At 58.7% G+C, this 18,503-nt stretch carries 15 protein-coding genes; 4 read left to right on the forward strand and 11 right to left on the reverse strand.

What is annotated here, in order from left to right:
• The first annotated feature begins 103 nt into the window (after positions 1-103).
• Entirely contained in the window at positions 104-778 is a 675-nt protein-coding gene (gene rpe, locus KBY75_RS04225; RefSeq protein WP_254936797.1) for a ribulose-phosphate 3-epimerase, read from the forward strand.
• 121 nt (positions 779-899) lie between these two features.
• Here rpe and ccsB read toward each other — a convergent pair whose 3' ends face one another.
• The 8 genes from ccsB to KBY75_RS04265 all read right to left on the reverse strand — a co-directional run bounded on the left by ccsB (position 900) and on the right by KBY75_RS04265 (position 9,816).
• Entirely contained in the window at positions 900-1,814 is a 915-nt protein-coding gene (gene ccsB / locus KBY75_RS04230) for a c-type cytochrome biogenesis protein CcsB (protein ID WP_255023072.1), read from the reverse strand.
• A gap of 46 nt (positions 1,815-1,860) precedes the next feature.
• A complete protein-coding gene (locus KBY75_RS04235) occupies positions 1,861-3,039 on the reverse strand; it encodes an LptF/LptG family permease (protein ID WP_255023073.1) in 1,179 nt (392 codons plus the stop codon).
• Positions 3,036-3,764: an LPS export ABC transporter ATP-binding protein gene (gene lptB / locus KBY75_RS04240; protein ID WP_255023074.1), complete on the reverse strand. Its 729-nt coding sequence runs from the start codon at positions 3,762-3,764 to the stop codon at positions 3,036-3,038. Before lptB ends, KBY75_RS04235 begins: the two co-directional genes overlap by 4 nt.
• Positions 3,761-4,159 carry an LptA/OstA family protein gene (locus KBY75_RS04245; protein ID WP_396097935.1) on the reverse strand — a complete coding sequence of 133 codons (399 nt, stop codon included), beginning with the start codon at positions 4,157-4,159 and terminating at the stop codon, positions 3,761-3,763. Before KBY75_RS04245 ends, lptB begins: the two co-directional genes overlap by 4 nt.
• A gap of 67 nt (positions 4,160-4,226) precedes the next feature.
• Entirely contained in the window at positions 4,227-4,646 is a 420-nt protein-coding gene (locus KBY75_RS04250; RefSeq protein WP_396097937.1) for a DUF309 domain-containing protein, read from the reverse strand.
• A 3-nt stretch (positions 4,647-4,649) separates the two neighbouring features.
• Positions 4,650-6,458, reverse strand: coding sequence for a translational GTPase TypA (gene typA / locus KBY75_RS04255; RefSeq protein WP_254936802.1), 1,809 nt, complete (start codon positions 6,456-6,458; stop codon positions 4,650-4,652).
• Positions 6,459-6,553: 95 nt separating this feature from the next.
• Entirely contained in the window at positions 6,554-9,112 is a 2,559-nt protein-coding gene (locus KBY75_RS04260; RefSeq protein ID WP_255023075.1) for a U32 family peptidase, read from the reverse strand.
• Positions 9,112-9,816, reverse strand: coding sequence for a D-alanyl-D-alanine carboxypeptidase family protein (locus KBY75_RS04265; protein WP_255023076.1), 705 nt, complete (start codon positions 9,814-9,816; stop codon positions 9,112-9,114). Before KBY75_RS04265 ends, KBY75_RS04260 begins: the two co-directional genes overlap by 1 nt.
• 183 nt (positions 9,817-9,999) lie before the next feature.
• On the opposite strand from KBY75_RS04265, the gene chlP reads away from it, so the two are divergent.
• Positions 10,000-11,397: a geranylgeranyl reductase gene (gene chlP / locus KBY75_RS04270; protein WP_255023133.1), complete on the forward strand. Its 1,398-nt coding sequence runs from the start codon at positions 10,000-10,002 to the stop codon at positions 11,395-11,397.
• 20 nt (positions 11,398-11,417) lie between these two features.
• On the opposite strand, the gene KBY75_RS04275 is transcribed toward chlP, so the two are convergent.
• Together KBY75_RS04275 and glyS are read right to left on the reverse strand one after the other, a co-directional pair.
• Positions 11,418-12,374 carry a fatty acid desaturase gene (locus KBY75_RS04275; RefSeq protein WP_255023077.1) on the reverse strand — a complete coding sequence of 319 codons (957 nt, stop codon included), beginning with the start codon at positions 12,372-12,374 and terminating at the stop codon, positions 11,418-11,420.
• Positions 12,375-12,639: 265 nt separating this feature from the next.
• The gene (gene glyS, locus KBY75_RS04280) at positions 12,640-14,805 is read right to left on the reverse strand and encodes a glycine--tRNA ligase subunit beta (protein ID WP_255023078.1); all 2,166 of its coding nucleotides are present in this window, start codon (positions 14,803-14,805) and stop codon (positions 12,640-12,642) included.
• An 82-nt stretch (positions 14,806-14,887) separates the two neighbouring features.
• On the opposite strand from glyS, the gene sir reads away from it, so the two are divergent.
• On the forward strand, positions 14,888-16,624 hold the full coding sequence (gene sir, locus KBY75_RS04285) for a sulfite reductase, ferredoxin dependent (protein ID WP_255023079.1): 1,737 nt from the start codon (positions 14,888-14,890) through the stop codon (positions 16,622-16,624).
• Positions 16,625-16,662: 38 nt separating this feature from the next.
• Here the strand turns inward: sir and KBY75_RS04290 are convergent, their stop codons facing one another.
• Entirely contained in the window at positions 16,663-17,409 is a 747-nt protein-coding gene (locus KBY75_RS04290; protein ID WP_255023080.1) for a M15 family metallopeptidase, read from the reverse strand.
• 92 nt (positions 17,410-17,501) lie between these two features.
• Between KBY75_RS04290 and KBY75_RS04295 the strand changes: the two genes are divergently transcribed.
• Positions 17,502-18,494 (forward strand): sigma-70 family RNA polymerase sigma factor, encoded by a 993-nt coding sequence (locus tag KBY75_RS04295; protein WP_255023081.1) that lies wholly within the window; start codon positions 17,502-17,504, stop codon positions 18,492-18,494.
• The last annotated feature ends 9 nt before the right edge of the window (positions 18,495-18,503 follow it).

Below are 18,503 nucleotides of genomic sequence, written 5' to 3' on the forward strand. Positions count from 1 at the left end.
CGCAACTGTATCAGTGCCTGCGGCCATGGGACCTAGGGACCACTCAAGGCTTGTCTGCAGACCACTTCCTACAATCCAAATCCACCCGATCGGTTGATCCAGCATGAGCACCAAATCCCTGGTGATCTCCCCGTCAATTCTGTCCGCCGACTTCTCCCGTCTCGGCGACGACGTTCGTGCTGTCGATCAAGCTGGTGCCGACTGGATCCACGTAGACGTCATGGATGGCCGGTTTGTGCCGAACATCACCATTGGCCCCTTAATTGTGCAGGCGTTGCGGCCTGTAACCACCAAGACCCTCGACGTTCACCTAATGATCGTTGAGCCCGAGCGATACGTGGCCGATTTTGCCAAAGCTGGCGCAGACATCATTTCTGTGCAGGTTGAGGCTTGTCCGCATCTGCATCGCAACCTTGCCCAGATCAAGGATCTTGGCAAACTTGCTGGTGCCGTGCTGAACCCCAGCACCCCTTTAGACACGCTCGACTACTGCCTGGAGCTCTGCGATCTAGTGCTGATCATGAGTGTCAACCCTGGCTTCGGCGGCCAGAGTTTCATCGACAACCAGGTGCAAAAGATTCGCGACCTACGCCGCATGTGCGATGAGCGTGGCCTGGATCCTTGGATTGAAGTGGATGGCGGCATCAAGGCAGAAAACGCCTGGAAAGTAATTGAAGCGGGCGCGAATGCCATCGTTAGCGGTTCTGGTGTTTTCAACCAGCCTGATTACGCCGCAGCAATCACCGGGATTCGCAACAGCAAGCGTCCCGGGGCATGAGCCTCTGAATTGGTACATACCCATTTCAGAATCCAGTTCCCAATCCCCCCCCCGCGCATGTGTGCGGGGGGACTCAAATAGGTTTAGCTCCTATCTATAGTGGAATAAACGCGCTTAGGGTTTAGCTGTCAAAGAACCAGCCGTAGCTGTGCAAGCCAATGCCCAGTAGATTTACACCGATATAGCAAACCACGATAACTACCAAACCTGCTGCGGCTACTAAAGCAGGCTTACGTCCCTGCCAGCCACGGATCAAGCGAGTGTGCAAATAGGCGGCGTAGACGAGCCAGCAGATCAAGGCCCAAGTTTCCTTCGGATCCCAGCTCCACCAGCTGCCCCAGGCCTCGTTGGCCCACACCGCTCCACTTACCAGACCAACCGACAGCAGCAGGAAACCCACTGTGATCGTGCGGTAGCTGAGGGAATCAAGCTGTTCAACCGCAGGCATGGCCACGCTGCTTAGTTGCAGCTGGGGTGTAGCCAGTTGGGCCTGGCGATAGCCGCCACTGCCGACGGAGCTGCTGCGCAGTTCCAATGAATTGCCGCGGTCAGTGAATAGCACCGCCAACGAAAGCAATGACCCCACCAGCAGGGCCGCGTAGCTGACCATGATCACGCTGACATGCATCACTAGCCAGCTAGAGCGCAGGGCCGGCACCAGCGGCGAGGCTTCCTGGAGCCGATCAGGTAGGGCAAAGCTGGCAAAAGCAACACAACCGAGGGCCATGGGGGTTGCCGCTGCAGGCACCAACGGCGAAGGCCAGCTGCGCTCAACCAGCAGCTGGGTGAGGGTGCAGCCCCAGGCGAGAAAGCAGAGGGATTCGTAGAGGTTGCTGATCGGGAAATGCCCCGATTCCCACCAGCGCAACACCAATTGGGCCGTGAGGCAGAGATTGGCGCCGGCAACCAGCAGGCGTACCGCCGTGCTTGATCGGCCGCCGCTAAGCGACCAGAAGGCCAGCGGCAGAGCGACCAGCAAGAGGGCAAACGCCGTCAGACCCAGGCCAAGCACTGGGTCGTTCAACAGGGCGGGCACGGGCAATGAATCGGTATCTGCTCAGTTTGGCGAATGGCAGGTGCTGTTAGCGGCTGGCCTGCCGTAACAGATACACGCCGCCACCCAAACCGATCACCACTGGCAGCCAGGCGGAGAAGTAGGGACTGAGCGTCCCCTTGACCCCGAGCGAACTGAAAACAAATGCCACCAGGTAGTAGCCAAAGATCAGCAGGACGCTGAGTCCGAATCCCTGGCTACGGCTGCGCCGCGAATGGGGGCGCACTCCAAGGCTGCTACCAATTAATCCAAACACCAAGCAGACCGCGGGGAAGGCGAACTTCTCCTGGATGCGAACTCGCAGCTTGCGGGCACCTTGCAGATCACTTGCCTCTCTGAGCAGCCGTTCGGCGGTTCGTGCTTGGCCGATTGTCATTGAATTGGAATCCTTTGGCAGCTTGGCAACCTGAAGCGGCTGACTACCCAGCGGATAAAGGTAGCGGTCGAAATCAGCTGAAGTGGTGGAGCTGTCCGATCCCTCCGTGACCCCAAAGACATGGCCATCAAGGAATTCCCACTGGGCATCGGCCTCGCTCCAGCGGGCTCGATCGGCACTGAGCAGCACCCGTTGATCTCGGCGTGAAAGGTCTAGCAGGGTGACCCGCTCCATCACTCCTTTATTGAAGCGTTGGGCGTAGAAAAAGTGGGTAAGGCCCCGCTCCGTGCTGCCGTCTTCTGCCTGTATCTCACCGTATTTAGAGAACATGACGTTGTCTTTCTGCTCGCCAGATACGGCACGTCCAATCGCACGGTTGAGGGTGTTTTTGGCCTCGAGCAAGGTGCGCGGCACGATGGCCTCGTTGAAGGTGAAGGTGAGCATGGTCATCACCAGCGCGATAGCAACGGCGGGCACCACCATTCGCCAGGTGGCAACGCCCACGCTGCGCAGGGCGGTGAGCTCACTGTTGCCTGAAAGCTTTGAATAGGTGAGCAACGTGGCCATCAGCGTGGCCATGGGGAAAGAGAGCACAAGAAAGGAGGGCACCTCCAGTACCAGTACCCGCACGGCCACATCTAGGGGCAACCCCGATTCCGCAACCCGGCGGACAAGCTCAAATACGGCACCTACTGAGAGGGAAACGGCGGTGAATGCGGCTACACCGAAAATCAGGGGGCCGATCAGTTCCGCCAGTAGCCAGCGATCAAGCAGGGGTAGGTGGCGCCAAGGGGTCAGCAGCTGCTGGCGTGCGCGATGTGACCAACTCATAGCCGGAAGGATTCTCCGAGGTAGTGGCGGCGAACCAGGGGATCGGAACCCACCTGCTGAGAGCTGCCGGAAGCCAAAATCGATCCTTCAGAAAGGATGTAGGCCCGATCTGTGATCGCCAGGGTTTCGCGCACGTTGTGGTCTGTGATCAGCAGACCCATGCCCCGCCCCTTGAGCTGGTGGATCAACTGCTGCAGATCTGACACCGCGATTGGGTCTACTCCCGCAAAAGGCTCATCCAGCAGCAGGTAGCTGGGACCTTCCGCACCCACAGCCAATGCCCGGGCAACCTCACAGCGCCGCCGCTCACCTCCGGACAACTGGTAGCCCTTGCGGTTTTGAAATTCGCTGAGGTGAAAATCGTCGATTAAGCCATTGAGGCGCTGGCGCCTCAGCTCCATCGGCGTGGCACTTTCTTGCAGGGCAAGGCTCAGGTTGTCACGCACACTTAGCTGCCGAAACACGCTGGGCTCCTGGGGCAAGTAGCCGATGCCTAGGCGGGCACGTTGGGGCATGGGCAGCTGTTCGATTGCCATGCCATCCATCAACACCTGGCCGGAGTCGGGGCGCAATAAGCCAGTCACCAAACCAAAAGTGGTGGTTTTGCCCGCCCCGTTTGGACCAAGCAAGCCCACTACTTCACCAGGCTCCAGCTGCAGCGACACGTGGTTGACCAGCATTCGGCCGCCGATGGCCAGGGCCACATTGACGAGCTCCAGGCTCATGGCGACATGCCTTCTTTTGGTGTTGGCGCATTTATTCGGTAGTGGGTGATCACTTGTTGTCCAGGGGCGGGCTCAGCCACGATTCGCTCCCGCTCCACCAGGTACACCAACCGTTCAGCCCGAATGCTATGACCCGAATCTTGAATTACATCCACATCACCGCTGAGCACCACCCTGCCCTCACGACTGAAGTATTGGGCCTGACGGGCCGTGGCCACTACCCGTTGGTCTGGGTAAACGATGCGCACATTGCCGGTTGCTGTCACAACCCCGGTGCTGTTATCGGCCTTTTGCAAGTCGGATTCAATCGTTACCAGCCCACTGGTGGGAGTCACCAAGGCGGGAGCTGCAAGCGCAGGGGCCAACATTGCCGAGAGGAAAAGGGGCATGGCCATCAGCCGCAAGAGCACGGAGCGCCTAGGGGTAAATAGCAACAGTTGGGTATGAGCCATTGAGTAATTTTTAATCTATAGAACGGTTATGGGGCGGCGTCTTAACCAATCTGGGCAATTCCAAGCCCTCAATTGGAGTCTGCTGCTGCAATGCCAGCAGCCGCTGCATGGATGTGTTGATCAATGCGACTAAATCTATGCCTAGGGCGGTAGGCGAACAAGCCTTAAGGCGGCCTAGACCCTCACCCATCAGGATTGTGGCGCCGCGGCAGTTTCCCCGTTCAAGGTGAAGTTCCGCCACGGCGATTTGCAGAATTCCCTGCAAAACTGGCCGCATAGGGCCAGCTGTTTCATGCCAGAGGGATTCAAAGCCGTCGTGGCAGGCATACCAATCACCGCTGTTAAACAAGAACATGGCCTCGCCCAGACGGGTGTCGGCCAATAATTCCTGCTCTTCGGTTAAAACCTGCTGCTCAGGGTTCGAGCGCACTGATCAGCGCTTAGCGGCCTTTTTGGAAGGCAGTTTGCGCAATCTGATCGATTGGGGTGTGACCTCAAGCATTTCATCGGGTCCGATGTACTCAAGAGCCCGCTCTAGGGTCATCTGGATAGGTGCCTGCAAGGTGTCAAGCACCTCTGCGCCAGCCGAGCGAATATTGGTAACCTGCTTTGCCTTGCAAACGTTGAGTTCTAGGTCGGGTGGTCGGTTGTGTTCGCCAACAATCATTCCCTTGTAGACCTTGGTACCAGGCGTAATGAAGAACTGGCCGCGATCTTCCGCACCCTTGAGTGCATAGAAGGTGGCTGTGCCTTCCTCAAAGGCAATCAACACGCCATTGCGGCGGTTGTCCATGTCTCCCTGCATCGGCCGGTAGTCGAGGAAGGAGTGGCTCATGATGCCCTCGCCCCTTGTGGCGCGAATGAATTCGCCTCGGAAGCCAATCAGGCCCCGAGCTGGCACCACAAACTCAAGCTGGGTGCGACCATCATTCGTATTTTCCATGTTCTGCATCTCGGCTTTGCGAATGCCTAGCTTCTCGATGCAGGCGCCCACTGACTCCTCAGGCACATCCAAAACTAAGGTTTCGTAGGGCTCCGATGGGGTGCCATCAATGGTGCGGAAAATCACCTGGGGTTGGGATACCTGGAACTCATAGCCTTCACGGCGCATTGTTTCGATCAGGATGCCAAGGTGTAATTCACCACGGCCGCTGACGGCCCAGCGATCGGGTGAGTCGGTGTCCTCTACCCGTAGGGCGACGTTGGTGAGCAGTTCTTTCTGCAGGCGATCTCGCACCTGACGGCTGGTCACAAATTTGCCCTCCTTGCCAGCGAAGGGAGAGTCATTGATGACGAAAGTCATCTGAAGGGTGGGTTCGTCAACCCGAATCAGGGGCAGGGCCTCAGGGTGATCGGGGCAGGCAATCGTCTCACCAATATTTACCTCGTCAAAGCCGGCCACGGCCACGAGATCGCCAGCGCGGGCCTCCTCAATTTCAACGCGCTGCAGGCCCTGGAAGCCAAGCAACTTGCTGATGCGGCTGCGCTTGATGCTGCCGTCGTCACGGATAAGCGCAGCAGGTTGGCCAGCCCTAATTGTGCCGTTGTGGATGCGTCCAATCATGATCCGACCCAAAAAGTCGGAGTAGTCCAAGGTGGTGACTTGAAGCTGCAGCGGCTTCTCGGGATCGCCCACCGGAGGCGGAACGTGCCGCAGGATCGCATCGAAGAGCGGCTTCATATTGTCGCTCTCGGTTTTCATGTCTGGCTTGGCGTAGCCGCCCATGCCACTCCCAAACAAATAGGGGAAATCGCACTGGTCGTCGTCGGCACCCAGCTCGAGGAACAAGTCGAGAACCTTGTCGACAGCAACCTCGGGGTCTACCCGGGCCCGATCAATCTTGTTTACGAAAACGATTGGACGTAACCCTTTCTCGAGGGCTTTTTTAAGCACAAATCGGGTTTGGGGCATGGGCCCCTCGTTGGCATCAACAATCAGGAGGCAGCCGTCAACCATGCCGAGAACTCGCTCCACCTCACCGCCGAAATCAGCGTGTCCAGGGGTGTCAACGATGTTGATACGAATTCCTTCGTAATCGACGGCGGTGTTTTTGGAAAGAATTGTGATCCCGCGCTCACGCTCAAGATCGTTCGAGTCCATCACACAGGTCGGAACCGCCTCTCCCTCGCGGAAGATGCCCGATTGGGTGAGCATGGCATCCACCAATGTGGTTTTGCCATGGTCAACGTGGGCGATGATCGCAATGTTGCGAATCGGCGTACCTGGGTGTGCACCGCTCATACAAATAAAACCCTACTTTTACGTTGAATGGAATCTGTTGACTTGAAGTTTATGTAGACGGAACGTTTACGCAGACTTGAAGCCATCCACCAACTCTATCCCACACCCCTGCCGCTTTTGAGGCTGCCGCGGGTCACGCCAAGACGGCTGTCCAGCTGTTCCTGCTGCCAGAGGCTGCGTCCGCTGATCTCACCCCGCAGGGTCGCTGAATATTGCTGTACCCGACGCTGGCTTTCGGCCCCTGTTTCCTGCAACAACTCAATTCGGAACTGACGCACCCCAGCTCGCATCAAATGGGGCAGGGCCTCAGCAGCTGTCTGAGCTCGTCCATTAAACAAGGTGTTACGGCAGCCAAGATCCGCCCTCAGCGGGTGCTCACTGCCGCTGCGATCACGCAGAAGCACCGTGTGCTTTTCGCAAGGGCGGCCGCAGTCGGTGTGGTCGTGTCCGTCAGATAAGAAGGCGCAAAAGAGGCAGTGCTCCATGTGGAACAGGGGCATGTGCTGGTGGGCGGTTACCTCCACCTGGCCGGGGGGGCAGCCCCGCACCAGGGACAACATCTGCTTGAGGTCAAGGTCGTAGCTGGCGGTGATTCGCTGCAGCTTCCAATGATCTAGGAACCACGCGGCGGAAATTGGATTTGCGACATTCAAGGAAAAATCGCCATAGCAGGGAGCAAGGGGGGTTAGCGCCTCGAGCTGGTCGGCATTGCGCACCAGGTAGCCATCGGGGGCCGCCCGCACTAGGGGCTCCAGGGTCCAGCGCTCATCAGGCCGTGTGATGCGAGCCCCAGCCAGCCAGATCCCTCCAGGCCAGCAGCCACGGCCGATTGCCACGGCCTCGCGCAGCTCGGCCGGCTGTTCAAGGTCAGCAATCACTGACGCCACTGGTTGATCGCGCAGGGCTCTCAGTTGCTCAAGGCTGCGCACCAGCACAACCAACTGCGGCGCCGAATCCTCAGCCCTGCCCAAACCGGGCCTAGATATTGCCGAAGTAAAGGCTGGGCTGGAAAGACTCTCCAGTAGATCGTTGATATCAGATTTATCCCCTGCCAAAGGCTCCTGCGAGCAGCTGAGGTCAGGCTCAATTGCGGCCAGTGCCTCAACAAGCTCGCGGCGCAACTTGTTGAGCTGGGCTACTGGCAGAAAAAGCTCTCCCTCGAGAGCAAGCTCTAGCTGCTCCAACCTCCAGCAGGTGCCGCCAAGGCGCCCAAGCTGGGCTTGAAGTCGGGGGTTGTCTAGGGCTTGAACGCAGGCTGCTTGCAGGGCAGAGGCGGAGCGCAGCTTTATCTGCACAGATGCTGCTGGATCTAGTCCCTCTGCCCACTCAACCCGCAGCTCCAAGGGCTCGCCAAGCCGTCCTTGCAGGTGAAGCCGCAAGCCTCGGCTGCACTCCGGTGTTGCCTGGCCAGCCATGCGCTGCCATTGACTTTCAAGTGCGGGATCGCTGGTGAGCCAGCAGGGGCTACCCGCTGAAAGTCCGCGGGTTTCGATCCGGCCAGGGCCAAGCCGTACGGCCAGACGGCCCATGGGGCTCTGCTGCACAGCCATCAGCCGGCCGCCAACCTCCGCAGGTGGCTCCAGGGGAGCAGATCCAGGGGCCTCAAACACCAGACCATCGCCAGGCTTCAGAAGGGCCTGGGTCTGGATGATCCACCAACCGTCGGCACTGAAGCGCTCAAATACACCAATCTGAGGGCCACGCTTCTTGCTCCAGCGGCCGTGCACGAGAGCCTGGTGGTCGAGGCCCCCCAACCAGCCTGTGGAAAGCCCCCGCGAGAAGCTCAACTCCAGGGAGCGCCTCTGCTCAGCTGGCTGGGGCGCACTTGGTAGTCCCTCGGCTAGACGATCGAGTCCTTGCCGGTAGGCATCGGTAACAGCGGCCACGTAGGTGGCGTCCTTAAGACGCCCCTCGATCTTGAGGCTTGTGATGCCGATCTGCTTGAGCTGGGGTAAAAGCTCCCAGGCGGATAGGTCCTGGGGTGAGAGCAGGTAGCGCTGGTCTTGAAGATCGCGCTCTTCGCCGTCAACAATCAGCTGGTAGGGCAAGCGGCAAGCCTGGGCACACTCGCCCCGGTTGGCACTGCGCTGGCCCAGGGCTTCGCTGGTGAGGCACTGGCCCGAATAGGCAACGCACAGGGCGCCATGCACAAAAACCTCCAGGGGCATGGCCAACTGGCGATGTTGCAACTGGCTTTGCAAACGGCCCAGGTCGGTGAGAGTCAGCTCCCGGGCAAGCACGACCCGGGCACAACCAAGCTCTGCGGCCATGGCTACCCCTGCGGCGCTGGTGATCGACATCTGAGTGGATCCGTGCACAGCCAGTTCGGGCGCCAACTTGCGCGCCAGCCGGGCCAGGCCAACGTCCTGAACAATCAGGGCATCGACGTGGGCCGCAGCTGCAGCCCTGATCAAACTTGCCGCCTCAACCAGCTCATCGCTGAAAACGAGCACGTTGACGGTGAGAAATCCCTTCACCCCACGCCGATGCAGCCAGTGCATCAGTTCCGGCAACTCCTCCTGCTGAAAATTGGCGGCCCGCATGCGGGCGTTGAATACCTCCACACCGAAATAAACGGCGTCGGCGCCATTTGCTACCGCGGCGCGCAGGGCCTGCCAATTTCCCGCTGGGGCCAGCAATTCCGGAATAGTCATCAGCGCGCCAACCGCTGGGCGGGCTCAAACAACTGCAGGGCTTCGGCGCTGCCCTCAAATCGCCAATGCCAAGGTTCGTAACTCACCCCCTGGGTATTGCCTCGGGGGAAGGAGAGGATGAAGTGATAGCGAGCAGCATTGGCCAGTAGCCACGCATAGGCTGGAGTTTGATCGAAGCTTGGTGAGAGATTCGTGGCAGGTGCCAGGCCATCGCCGAGATCTATGGCGAAGCCGGTGCTGTGCTCAGAAAACCCTGGCGGGGCGCTAACCATGGCCCTTTCTCGAGCGCTCTGGTTGCGATCCGATTTCACATCAAAAAAGAGTTCTTTTTGCAGCGCATGGGATCGGAAGGCGCTCAGCACCACTAGCTCTACCCCGCTAACGGCTGCATCTCGCTGCATGGCCAGAAGAGCTGCTGCTGCGTCGCGATGCAGGCTTAGCCCAGGGGCAATCGCCACCCGTTCCGAGGCGGCCAGCTCTCCGTAGGGGAAATGGCCCAGCAGGCGCCCATCAAGGCCCGTGCGGGCGTTTAGTCCCTTTACTGGCGGTGGGGCCAATAGGCGCTGCAGAGGCCCCGGGCGCCAAACCACTACTAGGGTAAGGGCGATCAAAAGTGACCCTGTACCCACGCTGACTCCCAGTAGCCAGCGGTTGGCCTTGGCTGAAGGCGGGCTCGTGCGGCGGGCGACAGGAATGTCCCCCATGGCTACGGGTTGGCCTGGCCTGCGGGAATTGCGATGCGTCACGCGGGTTCCCTGCCTGGCACCGATCAATCTTCCTAAACACAAGCAATGAAGATCCTAGGCGGGGAGGTCGGATTGCCCACCACCCGACCGGTTATCGGTGTTAGCTTCCCAGCAGCATCCATCTTGGCGGAGCGTTTTTTGATGTTGCGAGTCGCGGTTGTGGGTGGCGGCCCCAGTGGAGCCTGTGCGGCTGAGGTGCTTGCCAAAGCTGGCATTAAAACCTGGATTTTTGAGCGCAAGCTCGACAACGCCAAACCATGCGGCGGTGCCATTCCGCTTTGCATGGTTGAGGAATTTGACTTGCCAGAGTCGATCATCGACCGCAAGGTGCGCAACATGAAGATGATCTCCCCTTCAAACAGGGAAGTAGATATCAATTTAGAAAATGAAAATGAATATATTGGCATGTGCCGCAGAGAGGTTATGGACGCCTTTCTCCGCAACAGAGCTGCCGAACTAGGTGCCCAGCTCGTGAACGGATTGGTTACCAAAATCGATACTGGTGCCAACCGACAAGGCCCCTACACCCTTACCTATTCCGATTATGGCGCTGGAGAAGCAACAGGAGAAACCAAGACTCTTGAAGTTGATTTGATTGTGGGGGCTGACGGAGCCAATAGTCGAGTTGCCAAGGCTATGGATGCTGGCGACTACAACGTAGCCATTGCCTTCCAGGAGCGCATCAGACTGCCTGCCGAGGAGATGAAGTACTACGAAAACTTGGCTGAGATGTATGTGGGTACTGATGTATCTCCAGATTTTTATGCGTGGGTGTTCCCCAAGTACGACCACGTGGCGGTTGGTACTGGAACCATGCAACAAAACCAAGGGCTGATCAAGGGACTCCAGGAGGGCATCCGCGAACGAGCCAAAAAACGGCTAGTCAACGGCGAAGTAATCAAGGTCGAAGCCCATCCGATTCCGGAACATCCCCGTCCCCGTCGGGTGGTTGGCCGTATGGCCCTAGTAGGTGATGCTGCTGGCTATGTCACCAAGAGCTCTGGCGAGGGCATTTATTTTGCAGCCAAAAGCGGCCGCATGTGTGCCGAGCAAATTGTGGAATCCAGTGCCGGTGGTAGCAAGGTTCCTACTGAGGCAGATCTGAAAAAATATCTTAAGAAATGGGATCGCCAATACGGCGCTACCTACAAGGTGCTTGAGATACTCCAAAATATTTTCTACCGAAACGATGCTGCTCGTGAAGCATTTGTCGAGATGTGCGGCGACAAGGACGTACAACGCCTCACCTTCGACAGTTACCTATACAAGCGGGTGGTAATGATGAATCCATGGCAGCAGTTGAAACTCACGCTGCTTACCCTAGGTTCGGTGCTTAGGGGCAATGCCCTGGCTCCTCAGGGCTACAAGCCGGTGGATAGCGCAGTGCGGGGCGAGGCCGAAGTTAATGCCATGCTGGCGGTTAGTACAATCAAAGGTGGTATTAAAGTGGGCGTTAAATCCCGCAAAAATGAAGCTACATCTGCAAAGAATGCAGAGCCTGAACAGGATCGCGAACCGGCTCTAGCCGGAAAGGATTGATCCTCGGGGGGCTAGTTGGCCTAGGAATTTATGGCGCTCACATTAGCTTCTGCCAGTGTGAGCAATTTTTTTGCGTCTGAGTTCCACAGTACATACCTAAAGCTGCTGGGAAAATCTTTAAGGCTTAATCGTGGACATTCCGCCAGTAGCGCTGAATTTGCTTCGTGGCATGCCTGCAGGCGGTAATTAGGAATTCTTTCGCAGAGGTGATGAATACTGTGGAAAGAAATGTCTGCCCAAAACCAATTTAGAATTGCTGGCATTTCCAAATTACTACTACCCTTTAGGGCGCCACGCTGATAGTCCCACCCTTCGCTGCCACTGGCATAGGAATCTGCAAAATTGTGTTGAACGAAAAAGATGCAGAGAAACAATGCTGCCGATAAAGTCATCACAAATAGATAGCAGCTCCAAAACAGGCCGTGGCCAAGCCACGATCCCATTAGCCACCAACTAGTGAGTACAACCAGATTATTGGCAAACAGATCTATGCACTCAGCCGATGTATACCAATGGCTGGAGCGAAAATTACTGCTCAGCTCTGGCAGCTCGGCAAGGCCAGCTAGTCCCTTTTGGCCTAAGTGGGACGCCATAGCTGCCAGCCATTCAGCTACACCGAGCACAAGCTCAAGTCTTGGCCGAATCAGTAGGTAGTAGCAACCACCTGGAAACAGCATCAGAGGGTGGCGACTAAGTCCATAAAACCAGCGTTGGCGTGGTGATAGGGCTAAGTAGTCGCTCAGGGTCAGCAGCGCAGAGGGGCCCCGGTAGCGATCCCAGTTGCCGTTGTGTTTGTGGTGAAAAGCGTGGCCGCGGGACCAGGGATGCTGGGGGATTGCATTTAAGCAACCCAGAAGAAAACCAACGGGCCTGTTTAACCAGCGAGTTTTGAAGAGCGATTCGTGGCCGCAATCGTGCATTAGGGCGAATGAGCGTGCCGAAAACAGGACTAGTAGCAGCAGCACTGGCAGCAGCATTAGCCGGCTCGGCCCGGCGGCAGCCAGCGTTGGTATGGATGCCCAAAGCAGGGCTGTCGGAATGAGGGTATTTATTAGCTGCCAGCTGGCGATGCGGTCATCGCCTTGGCGGAAGGCTTCGAGCTGAAAATCCCGGCGGCGAGGGGATATCGGCTGCGAGGGAGCCTTTGGCGACGGGACCTGTGGCGATGGAAGTAAACTCAATAACTACCCTCAATGTGAACAGGCATTTTTTTCAATAACAGGACAACACTCTATGGGAATTTCATCCCATGATGCGACTGAAGTCCGCCAATACGGAAGCTTGATTGCGCAGCACCCCCAGCAAATTGAGACGGTTTCTGCGTACCGCTCCATCTTCAGCCATCACCATCACGCTCTGCTCGCCATCAAAGAAGGCTGCCAAGGCTGGGGCGCCAGCCGAAAGTCCGCTAGCCAAGTTGCGGTAGCGATCGTTGGCGTTGCTGGTGGCGATGGGACCTAGCTTGTTAAGCACCGCCAACATGGCTGCCTCACTGCTTTTTTCAAACAGATCAGGATCGACTACTACCTCGGCACTGAGCACGCCGCTTGGTAGATCGCCCTGGTTTGCAAGTCGCGCCGCGCGGGTAACCACAGCCTGCACCGCTGCCAACTGACCCGAGCTGCGCAACTCCATAAGCAGGGCAACTCGTTGTCGTGCATCCTCTGGATCGGACAGTACCCGCCCTTGATCACCCGTTTGGCCAGCCACCGCTTGCACTAGGTCGACATCCATCCCACCTTCCTCAAGCAGGCTCACCAGTCGCTGGCGCAGGAAGTCGGCTAGCTCGATATTTAATCTTTCCGCATCAACGGCGAAGTGGGGCAGCAGTTCAGCCCAGTGCTGACATGAGCGCTGCAACAGGGCGAGCAGATCCAGGCGCCAGCCCTTCTCCCACAAAATCTGCAGTAGGCCTTGGCCCGCGCGTCGCAGGGCGTAGGGATCAGAGGAGCCGGTAGGACGTTCACCCTTGGCGTAGATGCTTAAGAGCAACTCCAGGCGCTCAGCTAAAGCGACAACAGCTCCTGCATCGGAGCTGGGCGGGGCGTCGCCCGAACCACGGGGTAAGTAGTGCTCCAGCACTGCTAGGCCTACCTGATAGGGCTCTCCCTCTGCCACCAGGTACTTGCCCCCCATTGCCCCCTGCAGCTCTGGGAATTCACCCACCATCTGGCTAACAAGGTCGTGTTTGCAGAGATGGGCCGCCCGACGGGCATGGCTGCCACAGCTGGACGAGAGCGAAAGCTGCTCAAGTAGGACGTCTGTGCACCATTCGAGCCGCTCAGTGCGATCGAGCAGGGAACCCAAGCCCTCAGCGAAGGTGACACGCTCTAGCTGAGACCTGCGATCAATACTGGCCACATTGCGGTCAGCCCTTACAAAAAATTCAGCGTCGGCAAGTCGAGCCTTCAGCACCCGCTCGTTGCCACGCGCCACGCTGGCAGCGGCTGCGGGCAGGGCGTTGCTGACGCACAAGAAGCGTGGCAGCAAGCTGCCTCGGGCATCAAGAGCCAGGGGGTCAAGGTTGTGGCCCTTTGCAAATAAAGGCACATAGCGTTGGTGTGAGCGCATAACGGTGCTGAGCACCTCGGCTGGCAGGCCTAAGTAGTGCTCGTCGAATTGACCCTCCAACAAGTTGGGTGACTCGACCAGGTCAATCAGTTCCTGGAAGAGCGTCTCTGGCAGATCGGCATCGGCGTTGTGGGTTGAGGCTGCAGCTTCAACAGCGCTGCGGATCAGGGCTCCACGGCGATCGCGATCAACCTCCACCCCGGCTGCGGCCAGCAGATCGGTATGGGCCTCGGCGCTAGGGATGGTCACACTGGCCCGATGCAGGCGATGGCCCCGGCTCTCCCTACCCGCTGTCACTACCGGATCACTGCCCGCGAGGCTTACGGGCACCAGCTCGCTATCCAGCAGGGCCACAAGCCATCGCACTGGCCTGGAGAAGCGACTCTCCCCCTCCCCCCAGCGCATGAAGCGGCGTCCCTGCAGGGCCTCAATCCAAAGGGGAACCTGGCTTGCCAGCACATCGGTGGTGGGCTGCCCTGGTTCGAGGCAGCTGGCAAATAAAAATGGGCCCTTAGGCGTGTCACGAATTTCCAGGGCCTCGGGAGCAACGCCACATCGTTTCGCAAAGCCAAGGGCTGCAGCCGTCGGTTGGCCGTCCTTGAGTGCCTGGGCCTGGGGAGGACCCTTGCGCTCCTCCTCCAGATCTGGCTGACGATGCGGCATCCCTGTCACCCTGACCACCAACCGACGGGGCGTACTTGTGCAGTCAATGCGCTCGTGACTGAGCCTCAAGGTGGCCAGATCGCGGCGCACCAGCTGCTCCAGCTGGGGCAGGGCTAGCCGCGCAAAATCGGCCGGAAGTTCCTCAGTGCCGATTTCGAGCAAAAAAGTCGACACGGCGGCAGGGCAACACAAGACGACTGTATTGAACGCTGTTCGCTAACTTCAGTGGCGTGCCGAGCGTTGTGCCAAGGACCTGATGCCCGAAGTCAAGCCGGCCGCCTCCAAATTTGAGCAGCTCAAGGCCAGTAGTGGCCACCTGAAAGAGCCCTTGCTGACGGAGCTCGGCAACGACTCCCTCAATTTCACCGAAGCTGCTGTCCAGATCCTGAAGTTTCACGGCAGCTACCAGCAGGACAACCGCGAAAACCGGCGCAAGGGCGCTGAAAAGGACTGGCAGATGATGCTGCGGTTGCGCAATCCCGGTGGCCGGGTCCCTGGCTCCCTCTATCTGGCCATAGACGAGCTTGCCGACCGGCTAGGTAACGGCAGCCTGCGGGTTACTACTCGCCAAGCATTTCAAATGCATGGCGTCAGAAAGGAGAACCTCAAAGAGGTGATTGGCACGATCGTGCGCGAGCTGGGCTCGACCCTTTCGGCCTGTGGCGATATCAACCGCAATGTGATGGCCCCGGCAGCCCCCTTTGAAAAGGGGGCTTACCCGGCAGCCCGCAAGCTTGCCGATGACATCGCTGATTTGCTCGCCCCCCAGGCGGCTGAGGGTTCCTACCTCGACCTCTGGGTTGACGGTGAACTCAGCTACAGGATCAAGCCCAGCCCGGCGGTTGCCAAAATTAAGGCGCTGCAACAGGAGGGTGCTGTCTTCAGCGGTGATGAGGCCGAACCGCTCTATGGCAGCACCTACCTACCCCGAAAATTCAAGGTTGCCGTCACCGTTCCCGGCGACAACTCGGTGGACCTTCTGACCCAGGACATCGGCTTGGTGCTGTTCTGTGACCCCCAAGGCAGCCCCATCGGCTGCAACGTTTACGTAGGTGGTGGCATGGGCCGCACCCACAACAAGGAGGAGACCTTCGCTCGTACAGCAGACCGCCTCGGCTATGTGGCCTATGGGCACGTGCTGGAACTACTTCAGGCGATCGTGGCCCTACAGCGGGACCATGGCGACAGGGAGCAACGGCGTCATGCCCGAATGAAGTATCTGATCCATGACCGGGGTGTCAATTGGTTTCGTCAGGAGCTCCAGGAGCGCTACTTCGCCCACCCGATCAAGGCGATGCGGCTAGAGCCAAAAACCAAACTCGAGGATTACCTCGGCTGGCATCGCCAGAGCCGTGGCCTCTGGTTTGTGGGCCTGCCGGTGCTGTGCGGACGCCTTTCCGGTGAGCTCAAGAGTGGTTTACGTCAACTGGTCGATACCTACAAGCTCGAGGTGCGACTCACCCCCAACCAGGATCTGCTGCTCTGCAACATCGGCACCGCCCAGCGCTCCACCATCCGCGCTGCCCTGGCTGGGCTTGGTATTAATGCACCGGAAGCACCTGCCCCACTGCAGCGGCACGCTCTGGCCTGTCCGGCCCTGCCCCTATGTGGTCTCGCTGTTACGGAAGCTGAGCGCATCCTGCCAAGCGTGCTGGAGCGGCTGGAAGCCCAACTGCAGCGCCTGGAGATTTCCCGATCGGTGCTAGTGCGCATCACCGGCTGCCCCAATGGCTGCGCCCGCCCCTACATGGCCGAGATCGGCCTGGTTGGCAGTGGTGTTGACCAATATCAGCTGTGGCTGGGGGGCACCCCCAACCTCAGCCGAATAGCGGAGCCCTACCTCGAGAAGATGCCGCTGGAGGATCTTGAAACCACCCTTGAACCGCTGCTGAAGGCCTGGCAGAGCGCCGGCGGCCGCCGCAGCTTTGGCGATTTTGTGGTCAAGAGTGGCCGTGACACCGTGCAGAAATTACTGGAAGCAGGGGCTGGCTGAGCCGTGCTGGCACGCCTCAGCCAGATTCAGCGTCAGATTCAACTAAGCCTGGAACTGGCCGAATCCCCAACCCGTCCATAACAGGCCTCCCTGGCGCCGCTACGCCAGGCCCATAGCTGATCTCCCCAGCTGAAGTGCCACCACTCGTTGGGGTGCTGCTCAAATCCGGCCCCAGCCATCACCCTGGCCAGCAACTGGCGGCGCTGGTGCCAGGTAGCGGCCGGGCTGCAGGAATCAGCCAAGGCGGCGGCTTGATGAAATAAGGGTTCGGAAATCCTGCCAATTGCATCGATCTCTCCCCCCATCGCCAGGGCCTGGCCGCCAGCATCGGCCAGGGTGAGATCCACGGCAGCTCCGGTGCTGTGGGGTGGTGGGGTGGCCGGATCATCGCTGGGAGGGGCCCAGAAACGGCCCACGGCGACCTCTGCCCGATCTCGCTCGGGGGAGGGATGGTCGGGGTTGATGCCGATTCGACCACACTCAGTTACTAGGGCGTGGCGCACCATGAAGCGCTGCACGGCAACAGGCCTCCAGGCATCAAAAATCGCCAAGCTCCAGCCAGGCTGCTGCTTCTGCAGCGCTTGCTGGGCTTGCAGCAGGCGGGAGACCACCCCCTGCCGCAAACGAAATGGCGATGCAGCAGGCCCATAGGGCGCTCCCAGGGTCGCGTAGGGATGGGGTTCGAGCCGCAGCAAGGCCGTTGGAATTTCCTGCAGCGGCTCATCAACCTCAGCAATCGGAATGGAGTTCCAGGGGCGCAAGGGGCTGAGGTCAAGTTTTGCCATTCAACCTGGGCAGCAAGGCCAGAGGTGGCCGGCAGATCACCGCATCAAGCCCTTAAGGTTTCGAAACTCTGACGACCACCCAGACCTCGCCCATGCCCACTCGCTTCGTTTTGAGCGGCGATCACCCCCTAGATGGCAGCCATGGCCGGGATTTGTTGCGCTCCTATATGCGCGACATCAGCAGGGTGCCGCTGTTGAGCGCTGAGCAGGAGATCACCCTTGGGCGCCAGGTTCAACAACTTGTCGCCCTAGAGGATGTTCGCGAAGAGCTCACCTTGAGGGCTGGCGGGATTGCCCCTAATGACCAGCAGCTGGCTGTTGCTGCCGCTCTAGCAATAGATGAGCTTCAAGCCCGGATCCGCGATGGCAGGCAGGCCAAGGAAAGAATGGTGTCGGCGAATCTGCGCTTGGTGGTGTCAATCGCCAAGAACTACACCAACAGCAGCTTTGAGCTGGCAGATCTGATCCAGGAGGGCACGATTGGGCTGGTGCGAGGCGTGGAAAAATTCGATCCCAGTCGTGGATATAAGTTTTCCACCTACGCCTACTGGTGGATTCGGGAGGGCATCACCCAAGCAATCAAAAACAAGAGCCGCACGATTCGCCTACCAGCACCAATCACAGCTGCCCTCAGCAAACTCAAACGCTGCCAGCGGGAGTTGACCCAGCTATTAGGCCGTCCGCCCAGGCTGCATGAGCTGGCTTCAGCCGCAGGTATGTCTGAATTGGACGTAGAAGAGCTGATGTTTCGAGCTGTGCAGCCGCTCAGCTTCGACTACACCACTCCTGAAGGTGAAGCCATCAATCTGCTTGACAAAGTAGCCTGCGATGGTGTGCAACCAGATCAGCTAGCACTTGAGAATTGCCTTAAGAGTAATATACGAAAGCTGCTGGATCAGCTGCCTGAACAGGAAGCCCAATTGCTAAAGATGCGTTACGGCATCGACCAGGAGACGGCTTTGAGTTTGTCAGCCGTGGCCCGCGAACTTGGCATCACCCGTGATACTGCCCGCGGGCTAGAGCGTCGGGCTGTAGCTTCCATGCGGGATTTATCAGGGCAGGTTTCCGACTACTTATCCGCCTAGGTAGGCAGC

This window comes from Cyanobium sp. T1G-Tous (assembly GCF_024345455.1).
Classification (GTDB): domain Bacteria; phylum Cyanobacteriota; class Cyanobacteriia; order PCC-6307; family Cyanobiaceae; genus Cyanobium_A.

Bases quoted from the DNA above. Each gene is read 5' to 3' on its own strand.
- rpe (WP_254936797.1), top strand. From the start codon at position 104: ATGAGCACCAAATCCCTGGTGATCTCCCCGTCAATTCTGTCCGCCGAC.
- KBY75_RS04235 (WP_255023073.1), bottom strand. From the start codon at position 3,039: ATGAGTTGGTCACATCGCGCACGCCAGCAGCTGCTGACCCCTTGGCGC.
- lptB (WP_255023074.1), bottom strand. From the start codon at position 3,764: ATGAGCCTGGAGCTCGTCAATGTGGCCCTGGCCATCGGCGGCCGAATG.
- KBY75_RS04245 (WP_396097935.1), bottom strand. From the start codon at position 4,159: ATGGCCATGCCCCTTTTCCTCTCGGCAATGTTGGCCCCTGCGCTTGCA.
- typA (WP_254936802.1), bottom strand. From the start codon at position 6,458: ATGAGCGGTGCACACCCAGGTACGCCGATTCGCAACATTGCGATCATC.
- KBY75_RS04260 (WP_255023075.1), bottom strand. From the start codon at position 9,112: ATGACTATTCCGGAATTGCTGGCCCCAGCGGGAAATTGGCAGGCCCTG.
- KBY75_RS04265 (WP_255023076.1), bottom strand. From the start codon at position 9,816: ATGGGGGACATTCCTGTCGCCCGCCGCACGAGCCCGCCTTCAGCCAAG.
- chlP (WP_255023133.1), top strand. From the start codon at position 10,000: ATGTTGCGAGTCGCGGTTGTGGGTGGCGGCCCCAGTGGAGCCTGTGCG.
- KBY75_RS04275 (WP_255023077.1), bottom strand. From the start codon at position 12,374: ATGCTGCTGCCAGTGCTGCTGCTACTAGTCCTGTTTTCGGCACGCTCA.
- sir (WP_255023079.1), top strand. From the start codon at position 14,888: ATGCCCGAAGTCAAGCCGGCCGCCTCCAAATTTGAGCAGCTCAAGGCC.
- KBY75_RS04290 (WP_255023080.1), bottom strand. From the start codon at position 17,409: ATGGCAAAACTTGACCTCAGCCCCTTGCGCCCCTGGAACTCCATTCCG.
- KBY75_RS04295 (WP_255023081.1), top strand. From the start codon at position 17,502: ATGCCCACTCGCTTCGTTTTGAGCGGCGATCACCCCCTAGATGGCAGC.